Raw genomic sequence first — 15,545 nt, forward strand, 5'->3', positions numbered from 1 at the left:
GAAGTATTACTTCTCCGCACGGCCCGCAAACTTACGTTCTTCTACGTTGACCTTGATACGGTCACCGGTAGAAATATGCTCAGGCACTTGGATAATCGCGCCAGTAGACAATTTAGCGGGTTTGTTACGAGAAGTCGCAGACGCGCCTTTGATTGAAGGATCTGTTTCGATAACTTCTAGCTCAACGTTAGTTGGCAACTCAATAACAACAGGCACTTCGTTAACCAAAACGACCTGAATACCCACTGTCTCTTCGTTAACAAAAAGAATCTCTTCTTCAACAGCACTCTTGTTCAAACTGTAAGGCGTGTAGTCTTCGTTATCCATAAACACAAATTCATCGCCATCAGAATAAGAAAACATCACTTGACGACGAACAAGATCGGCAAGATCGATCATATCGGAATCTTTGAACGTTTCATCCAATTTACGGCCAGTTACCACGTCGTACATACGCATACGATAAAGACTACCGCCTGCGCGACCCTGTGGTACAGATCGCTCAATGTCCTTTACTATGTACGTTTTATTGTCATAGCTGATAGCAATATTCTTTTTGATTTCACTTGCCTTAGGCATTTTTCTTCGTCCTAAAATTACGTTTTATAAAAATAAATATGGGTATTAAATTCATTGCAATTTCGAATGCCAGATCCTAATCCAGTTTGCCCAAGTTCGCTAGACACTAAATCAAGATTTACCTTACAATTAACGAAAAATGGCTACAAATAGAAGTATTAACAGCTAAAAGCTAATACTGATTGTATTTTTTCGCATTACCTTTCACTTTTTCGACTGGATAACGCTCGGCATTTTTAGCGATTTTTTGTTGTGCTGCGCTTAACAGATCGACGTTCAGTTTATCGGCCAGACGAACAGTAAAAAGCAACACATCCGCTAGCTCATCTTTCACCGCAAACATCTGCTTATTATCCAACTGATAAGATTGCTCTTCTGTTAGCCAACGAAAGCAGTCCAATAATTCAGCCGTCTCGCCCGCCAACGCCATCGACAAGTTTTTAGGAGAGTGGAATTGCTCCCATTCTCTCTCTTGTGCAAATTGGCGCATGGCGAGTTTTAATAACTCTAAGGTGTCGTTATTTGTAGCAGACATAAATCAATCATTTGCCTTCATGTGAGCACTCATAATCACTTGATGAATTGGGTACAAGACATCAGCACCCAGAATTTTCGCCCGCTCTGGAGACCAACCAACAACATCATCAGGCAAGTTTTTGTTATCTTTAAACGGCATTTCTAGGGTGAAAGACAAACACTTATACGTTTCCCCTACCCACTTGGTTGCCACGGTTAAATTCGCTTCACCAAATTGTGATGGTGTATAACCGATCTCAGTCTGAAAATCAGGACTAACAGCCGTAAAGACATCTTTAAACAAGGTTTCCATCGCTTCCATGCGAGCATCAAACGACGGTACGCCTTGGCAACCATCCACAAAGTTAACTGGCAAAGCTTCGTCACCATGAATATCCAAGAATAAATCAACGCCCGTTTCAGCCATTTTCTTTTGTACAGCTAACACTTCTGGACTGAATTCTGCCGTTGGGTTCTTCCATTCACGGTTCAGGTTTACACCTTTGGAATTCACACGCAAATTACCATGCACAGCACCGTCTGGATTCATATTTGGTACAACATAAAAACGACATTGCTTTAAAAGCGAGCGTGCAATCGGGTGAGACTCATCAAACAAACGCTCAAGTAAACCTTCGATAAACCATTCAGCCATTGTTTCACCAGGATGCTGGCGAGCAATAATCCAAATGTTTTTTGCTAGCCCTTGGGTTTTGCTAATCTCCAACAAAGTGATATCACGACCTTCAGCCGTTTCGCCCAAATGATCAGTAATACAATCTTCATTGCTGGCAGCCCAAGCAATCATATCCAAATGACGCTCGTAACTGTAAGGTGCGAAATAAGCATAATACACACTGTCTTGTTCTGGTTGATGAGTAATCACCAATTTACCATCCACGTATTCGGTAGGTACTCGGAACCAATACTCGCGGTCGTAAGACGCTACCGCTTGGTAATCTACCCAGCCATCTGGGTAAGCGGCATCGTTGGCGTTCTCAAAATGGATGACACATTGCTCACCCATTCCGCCTTGTAAACGAAAATAAAACCACTGCAAAAATTTAGAGTTTGTATCATTAGGGATCTTTACTCTAATATTGTCCGGCTCCGAAGCATTAATAACGGAGATGTTACCGCCATCAAACGCACTACTGATCTTGATTCGGCTGGTCATTTATTCTTCCTTAACAATCAAACATTGGTTCTAAATTATGGCAAGTTTACCTATATTCATGACGGCTGTCGCCAACTCTTCAGACGAGCCAGCTTTCCCATTACTTTTCACGTGGTCGACTCACGAAGCACAAGTCAAAGAAGTGCTAGTGATCCCTGACGACGAGTGGCTAGAAAACCATCGTATCGAGCCTAACGCACACGACCTTGATGAACAACAACTCTACGAATTTGGCTTTGAAGCCAGCGATATCTTAGCAGAATGGATCAATGAATTTGATACTGATGTGATTTACGCTCTTGAGCCTGAGTCACTTAGTCTTTTAGTCGAAGCTACTTACGATATAAAAGGCTTAGAGCCAAGTTTCGAAGTACAAAGCATTCACTCTTGGTTTCAAGAACGTGACGTTGACCTAGACGACGCCGTAGCAGAACAAGGCCAAACAACGCCTTTACACCTACTGCCGCCAGATGAACTTGTCATTCAGCTGCTACAAATCGCAGTAGAACACGGCCTAATCGATCCTAACGACATCCCGGCAATAGAAGACTAATCACATCACTGAATACTGAATATCCACCAGAACCACTGGCTATTTAACACTCACCTACTTAGAGTCGAAGACATACTCTTTGATTCTAAGTAGGTGCCAACATGAAAGACCTTCTCCCTGACCTTTGCGATTTGTACCCAGAAAAGCTACAAATCGCTGAGCCTATTTTTATCTCTTATGGAAAACGCACTCATTTCTATGGTGAAGTCGTGACCGTATCCTGTTTTGAAGACAATAGTCGAGTAAGGGAATTAGTCGCTGAAAATGGCAAAGGAAAAGTCATGGTCATTGATGGCGGTGGCAGTAAACGACGCGCCTTGCTTGGCGATATGCTGGCTGAAAAAGCGGTCAATAATGGCTGGGAAGGATTTGTGATAAACGGAGCAATTCGTGACATAGCAGCTCAATCACAACTAAACATTGGCATTCACGCTTTATGCGCGCACCCAATGCCAACGGAAAAACGCGGCTTGGGCGATCTAGGAAAAACACTTCGCTTTGCGGGTATGACGATCGCCCAAGGGGATTATATTTATTGCGACCTAAATGGTATCGTCGTATCCAAACAACCATTAGCCCTTCCATAGAAGGGTTAATGGTTCAGCTAATGGATCCAACTACAATGAAGCTAACGTGTGCGTGAACAAACTACGCACACCGTTCACGAGCATCTGTACTGACATCATCAGCAGCAACATACCCATCAAACGTTCTAGTGCAGCCAAGCCTTTCTCTCTCAATACTCGGTTCAACAAAGGAGCCATAGCCAAAATGACCACAGAAATCCCCCACGCTGCACCAACGGAAATAAGTAAGTCTTGCTGATCGTTTGGGTAGCTCTTAACCATCACCAATAACGTCGCTAAAGTAGACGGTCCTGCCAGCATAGGAATAGAAATCGGCACTATGAACGGCTCCATCACTGGACCAGCGTCTTTCGTATAAGGCGAAGGAAAAATCATTTTCAATGCAATAACGAACAATACAACACCACCGGCAATCGAAATGGATTCCGTTTCCAAATGCAACAGCGCCAAAAACTCCGCACCGAAAAACAAGAAACAAACCAGAATAAGCAAGCCAATCAAACCATCTCGCACCACGATTTGATATTGACGTTTCTGCGGAACACCCTTCATTACAGACAACAAAATAGGAATATTACCGAACGGATCGATAACAAACAAAAACAACAAAGTGGCAGATAAAATAGAAAACTCAGCGCTCATTTGATACTCAGGCTAGTGTTACAGAAAATTGTGGGCGCGTAGTTTAACGCATTACAACTTGTGGTGATAGCTGATGCTATTTGGCTTTTCGTTCTAATCCCCTTCATTCGTTCACCAGCAAAACATCAATATTCTCAGAGAAAGATCTTGTAATAGCGAATTAATCAACTCTTTTATGGCGCATTGATATCCGCACTGCAATCTTCAGAGCTTCTAATTCAAATTAATTGATAATTGTCAGTGATCAGTGCGATTCTGATCATTCAATTTGACATCCTTTAGTGTGCTAAGTAGTTTTATCTAGTCATTTTTTTAATCAAACACAAGGAAAGCCAAATGAAAGCTGCTCGTTTTTACGATAGAGGTGATATCCGTATTGAGGATATTCCAGAGCCTAGTGTTGAACCTGGTACGGTAGGCATTGATGTTGCCTGGTGTGGCATCTGCGGTACGGATCTACATGAGTTCATGGAAGGACCAATCTTTATTCCGCCTTGTGGCCATCCGCACCCTATTTCAGGAGAGTCTGCACCAGTGACCATGGGGCATGAGTTTTCAGGTGTTGTTTACGCTGTAGGTGAAGGCGTGGAAGATATTAAAATCGGCCAACATGTGGTAGTGGAGCCTTATATTATTGCCGATGATGTGCCTACTGGACCGGGTGAAAATTACCATCTTTCTAAGAATATGAACTTTATTGGTCTTGGTGGTTGTGGTGGTGGTTTATCCGAAAAAATTGCCGTGAAACGCCGTTGGGTTCATCCTATTGCTAATTCAATTCCATTGGATCAAGCTGCTTTAATTGAACCGTTGGCCGTTGGCTACCATGCGTTTGTCCGCAGTGGAGCAAAAGCTGGTGATGTTGCGCTAGTTGGCGGCGGTGGCCCTATCGGTTTATTGTTATCAGCAGTTTTAAAAGCAAAAGGCATTACTGTCATCATGACAGAGCTAAGTGCGAAGCGAAAAGAAAAAGCTCTCGACACAGGCGTAGCGGATTACATTTTAGATCCAACTGAAGTGAACGTCACAGACGAGGTAATGAAGATTACGGAAAAACGTGGTGTAGATGTTTCTTTCGAATGCACCAGTAACAACAAGGTTTTAGATACCTTGGTTGAAAGCACCAGAGCGACAGGGACAATTGTGATTGTCTCCATTTGGAGTCATCCAGCTACAGTCAATGTTCATAGTGTTGTCATGAAAGAACTGGATATTCGCGGTACGATTGCTTATGTAAACAACCATGCAGAAACCATTAAACTGGTTGAAGAAGGCAAGGTAAACTTAGAGCCTTTTATTACTCAAAGAATAGAATTAGATGACCTGATTTCTCAAGGGTTCGATACCTTAATTCACAACAATGAATCCGCTGTGAAAATTATTGTTCGTCCTTAAAACCACCGAATGGTATCGGCTTATACCCGATACCATTCTCTTTTTTTCAATAACAAGACGGCAAATAAGCGCTCTAAGTGTTTATTAAAACCTTCTTTCCATCACGAAGTTAGTCAACTCTTGCCCACGTAAAGATATTCTCTGCTCATTCATAACCGAAAAACCAAAGTGCTCAAAGAAAGGTCTAGCAGTAATACTCACATGAGAATAAAGGCGAGAAGCGTCTCGTTCATCTGCTAAGGATAAAATATGATTCATCAACGCCCTTCCAAATCCTTGACCTTGATATTCATGATGGCAAAAAAAATGATCTATCAAACCATCAGGCTGTAAGTCGCAATAGCCAACAACCACACAATCCAACTCAGCGACAAAAGGTTGAATATCATTCATTTTGTTTTGCCAAACAGTCATATCAAAAGACTCTGGCGCCCAAGCTTCGACCTGAGCTTGAGCATAATCCCGAGCATTCACAGCACGAACCGTATTGAAAAATAAATGCCAAAGAGCCTTTGCATCCTTAGCTTGATATTGACGAATTTTGATCATATTTTTTCCTAAAAAATCGAACTTTTTCAGCTATCTAAAAAAGCATAAACTTTTTAATACGCATTAGTCGCAGAAAAATAAAACGTAGATGTGTAAACAACAGCTTCAATAGTATTGCAAAAACGACCATCAAAACATTAATGTCATAATAGTTTTGTAGAATGCCCGTTTCGAATTGAGCCCTAAGGAACTATTTAATGAAATTTAAAGCTCTGTTACCGCTTATTTCCGCTGTATTGCTTATTGTCTCTACGTTTGCCAATGCCGAGACGTTATACGCCGGTAAGGTAACTCAAGTAACGCTTCGTGATTTGATCCCTACTCAACCATCGATTGGATATGATCAGGTGTATTACAAATTGGGACGCTATAAGCTGGATAGTAAGAAAAAATTTGATGAAATCTGTGAGGCAAATGGCCAAAAGGGCTTGGCGCATTTCGATACAAACTCAACACCAAACGATGCCACAAGCTTTCAATGCGATGAACCAATAGGTTCGCACCTTAAAGACATGAAAACCATTGTGATTGCTCCTAACGGCCATTACTACTTAACAGATGGACACCATACTTTTAATGCATTTTGGCACATGCAAGGCGGCGGAGAGCAATTTAAAATAAATGTCGTTGTCGCCAAAGATTATCGTAATCTAACCAATATGAGTCAATTCTGGAACGTGATGATAGCGGATGGCAATACTTGGCTACAAAACAGTACAGGCAATACCATTTCTTATAAAACTTTACCAACATCACTTGGAATGGAACATTTCGAAAACGATAAATACCGCTCACTTATGTATTTTTCACGAGATATTGCTTGGGATAAACCAGCAGCACCAGTGCCTTTTCTGGAGTTCTACTGGTCACGAGAACTACGAAAAGGGATTGATCTCGATAAGTATGACTTAGCCACAACAGATGGCTATCGCCAAGCGGTCTCTGACGTTAGCCATTATTTAGTTGCCATGAAAAGCGACAATGTAGGTGGTTCAGGAAAATCGACAAAAGAGATGGGGCAGTTCGATAGCTTCAATGAAAAAAATCTAGATAAATTGTTTGATGCACAAAAAGGCAAAGCAACATTTATGCTGCAATATAAGAGCGATCTATAAGATAAAACTGTCTTTTGTAGAACCCTTGGCGCTTCTTCTCAGTCTTTTTTTGACAGAAGCGCCATAACAATGTTTGATGCATTTCAACATATATATCCAATCGGTCAGAACATTAAACCTTCAACATCCTCAAATGCATCACAGTCCATTATATTTATGAATATAATATGCAAAAAACCTTCTATTTATCGGTAATTTAGCTCTAATTTAACTGTTTTATAACAGCGTCAAAATTAGTGAATTTATTTCATCATTTCAGTGAAAATACGTCGTTTGTTGAGCAGAATTTGTGCCTCTATTATCAGTGCATCAAGCAACCTGAAGAGGAAAATACCATGCAAAAAATTGTAATAAAAGACACGCTACAAAAAGTCAAAAAAGCACTGGCTCGCGCTTATGCGGTATATATGATGAAAGGTAACTTCTACACACTATCAACCTTTAACATTGATGGCGTTAGACGTATTAATTGGAGTGGTTGCGACTTATAGTTTTTATAATTTTAGTGCCGCCTCTTCCTCTTCGATACTTTGGTAAGCAGTGTTCCTACTTACCAAAGCTATCAGCCCACGATAAACTGCTGTTAGTAAAAGCTATTTTTTAGTACTCTGCGCTTCCCTATTTACTATGTTGCTTTTATTTCCTCATGTTAAAAAACAAGCTCATTTTACTGTGTATTCTTATTGTTATGCCTTTCCAATTGGCGTTTTCTGCACCCGATTTTGCCATTATAAAAATTCAAGCCAAATTATCAGATGATACCTATCTAGATGCCAATACGCTCGAAAAACGTCTGCAAGAACAAGACCAAATATTAGTGCATCAGTCTTTAATTCCTTTGTCTCAAGTCAGTTATTTTTTAAGTCGTGCCAATGGCGTTCAGACCATTGCCATTCGAGGCACGGCGAATTTAGAAAATGCCATGTTGGATTTAGATCTTGAGTTAAAGTCAGACACTATTCTTGATATAAAACTGCATCAAGGTTTTGGCTCTGGTGCAAAAGCCGTTTACGAGGACATCAAACCTTTTCTAGTCAAAAACCAGCCAATCCAACTAACTGGACACAGTTTAGGTGGCGCTATTGCTGTCATATTGGCTATGTATTTACAAAAAGATGGCTACCCTGTGAAACAAGTAATTACCTTTGGCCAGCCGAAAGTCACCAATGTCACAGGCGCAAACAAATTCGATGACTTACCTCTAATCAGAGTGGTAACGCTTAACGATATCGTTCCTTTGGTTCCGCCTATTAGCCCGATGCAAATTAGAGATTTAGATATTTTTTGGCATATGGGCGAAGAAGTAATTTTATTAGGTAGTAAAGAATTCACCCAAACTAATGGCGTAAAAAGTATGCTAAGAGCCACAAAATTCACCACGTCGATTCCAAGCGATAAGAATCTATTGGCACATCAAATGGCGACGTATCTGAGCTTAATAGAGCAACTACAAGCCTCACCGAAAGAAATCCCTTATAAAACCGATATTAGTCTATTCGGCTATTCATTCGACTAGCCTTTTCTATGCTGGCCTATTTAGCTAACTAGCAAGCAACATCTAATCAACTCTCCAACATCAGAAAAGGCAACGCGATTTATAAAACGTCACGTTGCGCATTTCGTCACATCTAATTGAATATAAACAGTTAAAAAGAATAATAAGAAGCGTTATCATTAGCATAGTTTATTAGCCTACCAAGCGCTTCAAGTATTCTTGATTACTTGTTTTTCAACAATGCCCCATTAAAGCTGCTGTAGATATTCAAATCAAAGGAATCCGTTATGTTGCTTAATCGCCTCTCTTTTAAAAAAATCTTGCTATGTGCCTGCATTACAACATCGTTCAGTGTTTTTGCTGGCGAACATAGTGTCATTACAAAATATGGCGAAGTGAAAGTTAACGACGATGTGAAACGCATAGTAACATTATCCGAAGATGCTCTAGACAGCGCAATTGCTCTGGGTGTGAAACCTCTAGGAGCTATTGCGACTCGTGGTGGAGATTCTGTAGCTGAATATATTCAAAAACGCGCGAGTGGCGTTAATATGGTAGGCACTTCTCGTCAAAACAATCTTGAAGCTATTGCTGCACAACGTCCAGATTTGATTTTAGCGTCTGCATATTTGCCTCAGGATCAATACAATATTCTGTCAAAAATTGCACCAACCATTGTCCCTATTTCACCAGGAATGGTATCTGACAACTGGATTAAAGTTGCTAAAGTGTATGCGCAAGCGTTAAACAAAGACGAACAAATGAATACCATCCTCAGCGACATAAAAGATCGTGAAAACGCTCTGAAAGATGTCATTACTGCAAAGCTACCAAAAAATGAGCGCTCTGCAACATTAGCGCGCTGGATGCCTCAAGGTCCTATCGTTATGTCATCACAAATTTTCTCTACCGATGTTCTCGCAGCGGCTGGGTTCATCATCAACGATGCAGGTGTGATAAAAGAAGGCCGTCCTCATAGCAGCCCTCTTAGCTTAGAAAATTTATCTAAAGTCGACAGTAACTGGTTGTTCTTGGCAACACTCAACACTGAAGGTAAAGATGCACTTGAAGCAGCCAAGACATCGCCCTCTTTCTCACGTCTTAATGTTGTGAAAGAAGATAAAGTTATCGCAGTAAATGGTCAGTTATGGACGAGCGCCGCTGGTCCACTTGCTGCCCACGCCATTCTTGATGACATTCAAAATATTATTAATAACAAGATTAAATAACCTAAATGATTAGTTGGTTCTATATTCCTCCTGCACAACGCCCATTGTTTAGTGTTTTTGTGTCAGCACTTTTTGTGCTGGCACTTTGCTGTTTCTGCAGTTTATTGTTTGGTGCTGGAGGGTTAAGCCTCCAAGCCTCCTTTCAAACACTATTAGGTAATGGTTCCGCAGATACTCAATTCACCGTATTTCATTTACGCGCCAACAGAACACTGATCGGTTTATTTGTCGGTTTAACACTTGGTATTGCTGGTGCTTTAATGCAGGCTGTAGCACGCAATCCATTGGCTGAGCCTGGTTTACTTGGCGTTAGTGCTGGAAGCTCCCTTGCCGTTGCAATTACTTTGGTACTAGGTGCCAGCACGGCAACTTTAACTGTTGGTGTTGCCCAGTTTGGCGCTTTGTTAGGCTGTTTGTGTGTGCTTGGTGTCGCTCGAATGCAAGGACAACAAAACGACCCAATTCGCTTAGTGCTGGCTGGAGCCGCGCTTTCAAGTCTGTTACTCGCTGTAACTTCTCTATTGTTACTATTTGACCAAAGAGCCGCCGATGAAATTCGCTTTTGGGTAACAGGCAGCGTCGCTGGTCGAGACACTAATACCCTATTTTCAGTTTTGCCTTCCATGCTGATTGCGATAATTTGCATTTTATATACAGCGAAGCCATTAGCTTCCCTAGCACTTGGGGAACGCGTTGCTATAGGACTTGGCCATAAACCTCAGCGAGTTCGCGCTGTAGTTATCGTCGCTGTTGCTTTGTTAGTAGGTGGCGCAACCGCAATTGCCGGACCTGTCGCCTTTATTGGCCTCGTTGTGCCTTTCGCCGCACGCGCCTTAGTGGGACCTGATATTCGCCGTACTCTATGGTTATGCTTACCTCTAGGGCCAATTATTGTAATTTCTGCAGATGTTGTATCACGCCTTGTTGCTCAACCAGCAGAAATGCCATTAGGAGTGCTGACCGCGATTATTGGGGCCCCGGTACTACTGTTGATTGTGCGATCTAGAAGAATGCCTACCTTATGATAAATCAAAGTCTCTCACTTCCTAATAACGAAGAAATTACTACAGCACCAAATGGTCATCGCTTATTGTCTCTAGGTCGTCACATGACTATATTGATTGAGAAACAAGCGATTATCCGTAATGTTTGGTTATTAATTCTGTTGGCGATAGCTTGTGTAGCAACACTTGGTATTGGCACCATGCCAATATCGCCAAAAGAAGTCATTGCAGTATTATTTGGCCACGGTAATGCAATGAGTCAGTTTATCGTGCAAGACTTACGCTTACCGCGCTTATTAGCCGCTTTATTTACTGGTGCTGCTTTTAGTTTAGCAGGATGTCTAATGCAAACTATGGCGAGAAACCGCTTAGCAACACCAGGCATAATTGGCATAGATAACGCCGCGATGGCATTCGCAGTGTCGTCAGTGGTTGGTATGGGGATTTCACTCGCGCCTTCTGTTATGGCGTTGGCAGGTGCTGCTACGGCGACAGCATTGGCGTTTGGCCTAGCTGGCGGCAGTGGCACACGAGGCTATCGTTTCATTGTCGCCGGTATTGGCATTGGCGCTATTGCTGGCGCTGTAACGCAATTGCTATTAAGCCAAGTCAGTATCGATGTGGCAAACAGCGCCTATCCTTGGACGGTTGGTAGCTTGAGTGCTCGAGACCCAATGATGGTTAGTATACTTGGCATTGGTCTAGTCATCTGTTTAGTGGCTTGCTTACTTTTTGCTTCACAGTTTGCCTTGATGCCCTTTTCTGACCAAGTGATTATGGGTCTTGGCGCAAACATCAAATACATCCGAATCGTCGCTTTAATCTTATGTATCACACTAACGGGGCTTGCGGTTGCGGTAGCTGGACCTGTCGGCTTAATTGCCTTGATTGGCCCTGAGATCGCTCGAGTTCTGGCTCGTTATCGTGGCATTCCGTTGATAAGCTCTGCGCTCGCTGGCGCTTTGGTGATGATTCTCGCCGATCTATTTGGTAGAACTGTGTTATCCCCAATTGAACTACCAGTTGGTATTGTAACTGCCGTTATAGGCGGTCCTTACTTAATTTGGATACTTGTACGACGCACTTCAAGGACTTCGTTATGACGGCCACGTCTCTACAATTTAAACAGACATCTGAAATAAACAACTTAGCTCGTCTCGGGGCTGAAAGGCTCACCTTAAAACATGGCAAAGCCAGCATTATTGAAAATCTAGATGTTTCTCTTCCAGATGGGAAAGTAACAGCCATCGTTGGGCCAAATGGCTGTGGCAAATCCACCTTGTTGAATGGCTTATCTCGTGTTCATTCACCCAGTTCAGGTGTTGTTCTATTAGACGGTAAAGATATTCATTCTCTACCTTCCAAAGAGGTCGCTAGACGACTCGCACTATTACCACAAGACACTTTAGCGCCAGATGGCATTACCATTGAAGAATTGATTCGCTTTGGCCGCCACCCCCACCAAAGTCTACTAAAACAATGGGCTATGGATGACCAACAAGCCATCAACTACGCTTTAAATGCTGCCGATTTAGAAGGGCTTAAAGATCGATTACTAGACACGCTATCTGGTGGACAACGCCAACGTGCTTGGATCGCCATGTCGATTGCCCAAGAAACGCCTTTGCTATTGTTGGATGAGCCTACGTCTGCGCTGGATTTAGGGCATCAGATTGAAGTCTTCGAGCTCATACGTAATTTATCAAGACAAGGCAAAACTCTCGCCATGGTAGTCCATGACTTACCAAGCGCTTGCCGATATTCTGATCATATAATTGCGATGAAAAAAGGCGAGATCATTACCCAAGGCAGCCCAAAAGACGTGATGACCAAAGAGCTTGTTCGTGAATTATATGGTGTTGAATGCGACCTAATTCCAGATCCAATGACTGGCAGCCCCATTCTAATTAATATGAAACGAGTCAGAAGCTAAATAAGGAATGAGACAAACAGATCTGAAAATCAGATCTGTTTGTCACGTAACTACAAGCGTAATCCAATCGGTAAACTCTCCCCGACTAATGCATTTAGCTCGTCGCTGTTAATCTCAATCTGGCTTTCCAAACGCTCAAGCCATTGGGCTGGGCATTTGTCTTTATTGAGTTTATTGGCCACTTTCTTGCGCAACGCGCTGAGTTTGTCGGATTCACCAACGCTGACCTGGCTCATCAAAACAGCTGCAAGTCCTGCTTGCTTACGCTTTTTCCAATCTTCTTTTAGCGTAACTTCTAGGATCGGAAACAGTTTTTCTTCAGCAATTCTTTGCTCTTGCTTGCCAGACAATAGATGGCGTGAGGCAATTCGCCCTATCGTCCACCAAGCTGTGTCCGGCTCAGAGGTCTTTTGCAAACGCTTCAACAACCAATCAATCGTTGTGACTTTATCTTCATTCGACAAACCTTCCAACGCACCAACCAAACGAATCAAATCATCACTAGACTTGGTCGTTAGCGCTTTCATTTTATCTCGTGATCTTTGCCCTGTTGGCGAATAATATTGGCTAAATTGTTTGAACAAGTGTGTCTGTTGTTCTGTCGATAAGCCGCCAGCAATACGGCGATATAAGGTCCAATATTGCCCCCAAACTGGCGCCGTATCGAACTGAGCACCGGCTTTAGTGGCATTTACCACTTGCTGCACACGAGCCAAATCATCCGCCGCACCGAAACCTGGGCGCAAACAATAGCCCATAAGCTGCAACCATTGACGTTCATGTTGAGCGCTTTTGGTTCGACCAGATTTAAGACTTAAAAGCTTATCGACCAAACGTCGCGAAGTGGTAAGGTTCCAATCATCACGATTACCCAGTAACTGATCCAAATCCTGCTTAAGAGATTTTACCAAGTCCGGATTTTGCTTTTGACCCGCGCTAGAAAAGCACTTCGCTAAATGTTCTTCTGCTTGTCCCATATTGGCATGCAGTAAACCACTGTCATCGGATTGCTCAGACTCTTGCGAAGAACTGACTTGGGTTGAAAAATCTAAACGCCATTGGTCTTTCTGGTTGTTCGCGTTTAACACCACTTGCAACACACCCACTTCGGTCATTTGTACCGATAGCGTTACCGCTGTTTCTTGGGAATCAATGGAGCCGTCCAGTTCTGTCATCAAGGTAGAAATATAGTGCAATCCCTCTTGATCACGCACTTTGCCAACCCCACAATCAATATGATCGTCGGATCGATACAAAGGGAACTGTACTTGTTGACCAAGGGTGACAAAGAACTCTTGTTCTAAGCGAATAGTTTCGCCTTTTAAGGTGCCTTTTGGCAAGATACCGACGAATTGATCCTCGCCAACTTTTAAATACAAACTGTGCGCCACACCGCTTTCAATACGAGTACTTTCTCCCGCCAAAGCGTTCAAATACATGGCTGCACCTTTGGCAACCGCATCGTTAGGTTCGTCTGCAGAACAAGCAAGTATAGGCTTAGAAGACCAAGTATTCAGCTGTTCTAGTAAACGAGCTTTTAACACAGGACTGTTAAATAAACCGCCGTTAAACAACACCGCATCCGGCATGGTAGAGCCTGTTGCCGCTTCGATTACTGCTTTATGTTGCTGTAAAAATGCCGCTAAATGTCGTGTAAACGCAGGATCTGACTCATAAGGCAAGCCCAAGGTATGCATGGCGTAATCGCTCTTTTGCACCTTTTCATCCTGATTAACCAAAGGAAAAAATCCACTACGAATTTGTTCCAATAAGGTTTCTCTTGATACATCAAATTTTTGCGAACCACCGATTAAACGACTACCACCACCAAGTACGGTGATACTTAACGATTCCGGTGCGTCTTTACCTAATAAGGTTTCTTTGGCCTGACGGGTTTGCTGGACCAAAGCCGCTAAACGCGTAGCAGATAACGTAGATATCTGCTTAGGATCTAACTGAAACGCCAAGGCTTGATCAAGGTTATCACCACCAAGCAATAGATGCTCACCTACCGCGATTCGTTTAAGCGAAACGCTTTTCGCCTTGGCTGATGTAGGCTGAATAGCAACCAAACTAAAGTCACTAGTGCCACCGCCAATATCGACCACCAAGAGCATTTTTTTATCGGCTAACGCGGCGAGTTTTTCGTCATCGCTAATGTAGTGATAACAAGCCGCTTGCGGCTCTTCAAGAAGATATAAATCGTTTAGACCAGCCTGTTTAGCAGCCTCCAAGGTTAAGGCTCGCGCTTCTTCATCAAAGGATGCAGGCAAGGTTAACGCGATGGTTTGAGATTCTAACGGTGCATCAGCAAAGCGATGATTCCAGCTCTGCCTAATATGCAATAAAAGAATTTTACTCGCCTCGAGTGGGCTGAGCTTTTTAGAAAATTCGCTCGCCCAAGGCAAAATCGGCGAACGACGATCTACCTGACGATGGCTCAACCAGCTTTTCGCACTTTGTACCAATTGCCCAGCTCGACGCTGGCCTAAAGCTAACGCTCCAACACCAACGATTCGTTCTTTATCATGGTGACGCCAGGGCAAAACTGGATCAATTTTTCCAATTTCATCCGACGCCAAAACGTAAATTGCACTCGGCAAATAAGTAAACTCTTGTACCGAGCCATCCGCCATCACTTGCGGAATGAGCAGCAAAGCTGGCATATTTGAAGTCGAATACTTCGATATTGGAATGTAAGAGACGACACAGTTGGTCGTCCCTAAATCAATCCCAACTCGATAAGCAGAATGAAAAGCTGGCTGTGTCAT

The 15,545-nt window shown here is 42.7% G+C and carries 16 protein-coding genes; 10 read left to right on the top strand and 6 right to left on the bottom strand.

What is annotated here, in order from left to right; genetic code table 11:
• Positions 1 to 6 precede the first annotated feature (6 nt).
• The 3 genes from efpL to TY87_RS14935 form a co-directional block, all read right to left on the bottom strand.
• The gene (gene efpL / locus TY87_RS14925) at positions 7 to 579 is read right to left on the bottom strand and encodes an elongation factor P-like protein EfpL (RefSeq protein ID WP_072839181.1); all 573 of its coding nucleotides are present in this window, start codon (positions 577 to 579) and stop codon (positions 7 to 9) included.
• 172 nt (positions 580 to 751) lie between these two features.
• Positions 752 to 1,114, bottom strand: a complete 363-nt coding sequence (locus tag TY87_RS14930; protein WP_072839182.1) for a nucleotide pyrophosphohydrolase — start codon at positions 1,112 to 1,114, stop codon at positions 752 to 754.
• Positions 1,115 to 1,117: 3 nt separating this feature from the next.
• A complete protein-coding gene (locus tag TY87_RS14935) occupies positions 1,118 to 2,272 on the bottom strand; it encodes a M14 family metallopeptidase (RefSeq protein WP_100187679.1) in 1,155 nt (384 codons plus the stop codon).
• A gap of 37 nt (positions 2,273 to 2,309) precedes the next feature.
• On the opposite strand from TY87_RS14935, the gene TY87_RS14940 reads away from it, so the two are divergent.
• Together TY87_RS14940 and TY87_RS14945 are read left to right on the top strand one after the other, a co-directional pair.
• A complete protein-coding gene (locus TY87_RS14940) occupies positions 2,310 to 2,825 on the top strand; it encodes a hypothetical protein (RefSeq protein ID WP_072839184.1) in 516 nt (171 codons plus the stop codon).
• Positions 2,826 to 2,926: 101 nt separating this feature from the next.
• The gene (locus TY87_RS14945) at positions 2,927 to 3,412 is read left to right on the top strand and encodes a putative 4-hydroxy-4-methyl-2-oxoglutarate aldolase (RefSeq protein ID WP_072839185.1); all 486 of its coding nucleotides are present in this window, start codon (positions 2,927 to 2,929) and stop codon (positions 3,410 to 3,412) included.
• Between the two features lie 30 nt (positions 3,413 to 3,442).
• Here TY87_RS14945 and TY87_RS14950 read toward each other — a convergent pair whose 3' ends face one another.
• Positions 3,443 to 4,054 carry a MarC family protein gene (locus TY87_RS14950; RefSeq protein WP_072839186.1) on the bottom strand — a complete coding sequence of 204 codons (612 nt, stop codon included), beginning with the start codon at positions 4,052 to 4,054 and terminating at the stop codon, positions 3,443 to 3,445.
• A 336-nt stretch (positions 4,055 to 4,390) separates the two neighbouring features.
• Here TY87_RS14950 and TY87_RS14955 point away from each other — a divergent pair, with 336 nt between their 5' ends.
• Positions 4,391 to 5,449, top strand: a complete 1,059-nt coding sequence (locus TY87_RS14955; RefSeq protein ID WP_100187680.1) for a 2,3-butanediol dehydrogenase — start codon at positions 4,391 to 4,393, stop codon at positions 5,447 to 5,449.
• An 84-nt stretch (positions 5,450 to 5,533) separates the two neighbouring features.
• Here the strand turns inward: TY87_RS14955 and TY87_RS14960 are convergent, their stop codons facing one another.
• Positions 5,534 to 5,998, bottom strand: a complete 465-nt coding sequence (locus TY87_RS14960) for a GNAT family N-acetyltransferase (RefSeq protein WP_100187681.1) — start codon at positions 5,996 to 5,998, stop codon at positions 5,534 to 5,536.
• A 197-nt stretch (positions 5,999 to 6,195) separates the two neighbouring features.
• Between TY87_RS14960 and TY87_RS14965 the strand changes: the two genes are divergently transcribed.
• The 7 genes from TY87_RS14965 to TY87_RS14990 all read left to right on the top strand — a co-directional run bounded on the left by TY87_RS14965 (position 6,196) and on the right by TY87_RS14990 (position 12,774).
• On the top strand, positions 6,196 to 7,113 hold the full coding sequence (locus TY87_RS14965) for a ParB/Srx family N-terminal domain-containing protein (RefSeq protein WP_100187682.1): 918 nt from the start codon (positions 6,196 to 6,198) through the stop codon (positions 7,111 to 7,113).
• A gap of 335 nt (positions 7,114 to 7,448) precedes the next feature.
• Entirely contained in the window at positions 7,449 to 7,604 is a 156-nt protein-coding gene (locus TY87_RS22495; RefSeq protein ID WP_157789903.1) for a hypothetical protein, read from the top strand.
• A 155-nt stretch (positions 7,605 to 7,759) separates the two neighbouring features.
• Entirely contained in the window at positions 7,760 to 8,629 is an 870-nt protein-coding gene (locus TY87_RS14970) for a lipase family protein (protein WP_100187683.1), read from the top strand.
• Between the two features lie 266 nt (positions 8,630 to 8,895).
• A complete protein-coding gene (locus tag TY87_RS14975) occupies positions 8,896 to 9,837 on the top strand; it encodes an ABC transporter substrate-binding protein (protein ID WP_100187684.1) in 942 nt (313 codons plus the stop codon).
• Between the two features lie 5 nt (positions 9,838 to 9,842).
• The gene (locus TY87_RS14980) at positions 9,843 to 10,862 is read left to right on the top strand and encodes a FecCD family ABC transporter permease (protein ID WP_072839192.1); all 1,020 of its coding nucleotides are present in this window, start codon (positions 9,843 to 9,845) and stop codon (positions 10,860 to 10,862) included.
• On the top strand, positions 10,859 to 11,944 hold the full coding sequence (locus TY87_RS14985; protein WP_072839193.1) for a FecCD family ABC transporter permease: 1,086 nt from the start codon (positions 10,859 to 10,861) through the stop codon (positions 11,942 to 11,944). Before TY87_RS14980 ends, TY87_RS14985 begins: the two co-directional genes overlap by 4 nt.
• A complete protein-coding gene (locus TY87_RS14990) occupies positions 11,941 to 12,774 on the top strand; it encodes an ABC transporter ATP-binding protein (RefSeq protein ID WP_100187685.1) in 834 nt (277 codons plus the stop codon). Before TY87_RS14985 ends, TY87_RS14990 begins: the two co-directional genes overlap by 4 nt.
• A gap of 50 nt (positions 12,775 to 12,824) precedes the next feature.
• Here TY87_RS14990 and TY87_RS14995 read toward each other — a convergent pair whose 3' ends face one another.
• Complete coding sequence (locus TY87_RS14995; RefSeq protein ID WP_100187686.1) at positions 12,825 to 15,545, bottom strand: hsp70 family protein; 2,721 nt, start codon at positions 15,543 to 15,545, stop codon at positions 12,825 to 12,827.

Source organism: Marinomonas sp. BSi20584, from assembly GCF_002792415.1.
Taxonomy (GTDB): Bacteria; Pseudomonadota; Gammaproteobacteria; order Pseudomonadales; family Marinomonadaceae; genus Marinomonas; species Marinomonas polaris.

Excerpts from the sequence above, each read along its gene's own strand:
- TY87_RS22495 (WP_157789903.1), top strand. The coding sequence starts at position 7,449 with ATGCAAAAAATTGTAATAAAAGACACGCTACAAAAAGTCAAAAAAGCA.
- TY87_RS14955 (WP_100187680.1), top strand. The coding sequence starts at position 4,391 with ATGAAAGCTGCTCGTTTTTACGATAGAGGTGATATCCGTATTGAGGAT.
- TY87_RS14935 (WP_100187679.1), bottom strand. The coding sequence starts at position 2,272 with ATGACCAGCCGAATCAAGATCAGTAGTGCGTTTGATGGCGGTAACATC.
- TY87_RS14985 (WP_072839193.1), top strand. The coding sequence starts at position 10,859 with ATGATAAATCAAAGTCTCTCACTTCCTAATAACGAAGAAATTACTACA.
- TY87_RS14970 (WP_100187683.1), top strand. The coding sequence starts at position 7,760 with ATGTTAAAAAACAAGCTCATTTTACTGTGTATTCTTATTGTTATGCCT.
- TY87_RS14930 (WP_072839182.1), bottom strand. The coding sequence starts at position 1,114 with ATGTCTGCTACAAATAACGACACCTTAGAGTTATTAAAACTCGCCATG.
- TY87_RS14990 (WP_100187685.1), top strand. The coding sequence starts at position 11,941 with ATGACGGCCACGTCTCTACAATTTAAACAGACATCTGAAATAAACAAC.
- TY87_RS14975 (WP_100187684.1), top strand. The coding sequence starts at position 8,896 with ATGTTGCTTAATCGCCTCTCTTTTAAAAAAATCTTGCTATGTGCCTGC.
- TY87_RS14960 (WP_100187681.1), bottom strand. The coding sequence starts at position 5,998 with ATGATCAAAATTCGTCAATATCAAGCTAAGGATGCAAAGGCTCTTTGG.
- TY87_RS14995 (WP_100187686.1), bottom strand. The coding sequence starts at position 15,545 with ATGACACAGCCAGCTTTTCATTCTGCTTATCGAGTTGGGATTGATTTA.
- TY87_RS14965 (WP_100187682.1), top strand. The coding sequence starts at position 6,196 with ATGAAATTTAAAGCTCTGTTACCGCTTATTTCCGCTGTATTGCTTATT.
- TY87_RS14945 (WP_072839185.1), top strand. The coding sequence starts at position 2,927 with ATGAAAGACCTTCTCCCTGACCTTTGCGATTTGTACCCAGAAAAGCTA.
- TY87_RS14950 (WP_072839186.1), bottom strand. The coding sequence starts at position 4,054 with ATGAGCGCTGAGTTTTCTATTTTATCTGCCACTTTGTTGTTTTTGTTT.
- efpL (WP_072839181.1), bottom strand. The coding sequence starts at position 579 with ATGCCTAAGGCAAGTGAAATCAAAAAGAATATTGCTATCAGCTATGAC.
- TY87_RS14940 (WP_072839184.1), top strand. The coding sequence starts at position 2,310 with ATGGCAAGTTTACCTATATTCATGACGGCTGTCGCCAACTCTTCAGAC.
- TY87_RS14980 (WP_072839192.1), top strand. The coding sequence starts at position 9,843 with ATGATTAGTTGGTTCTATATTCCTCCTGCACAACGCCCATTGTTTAGT.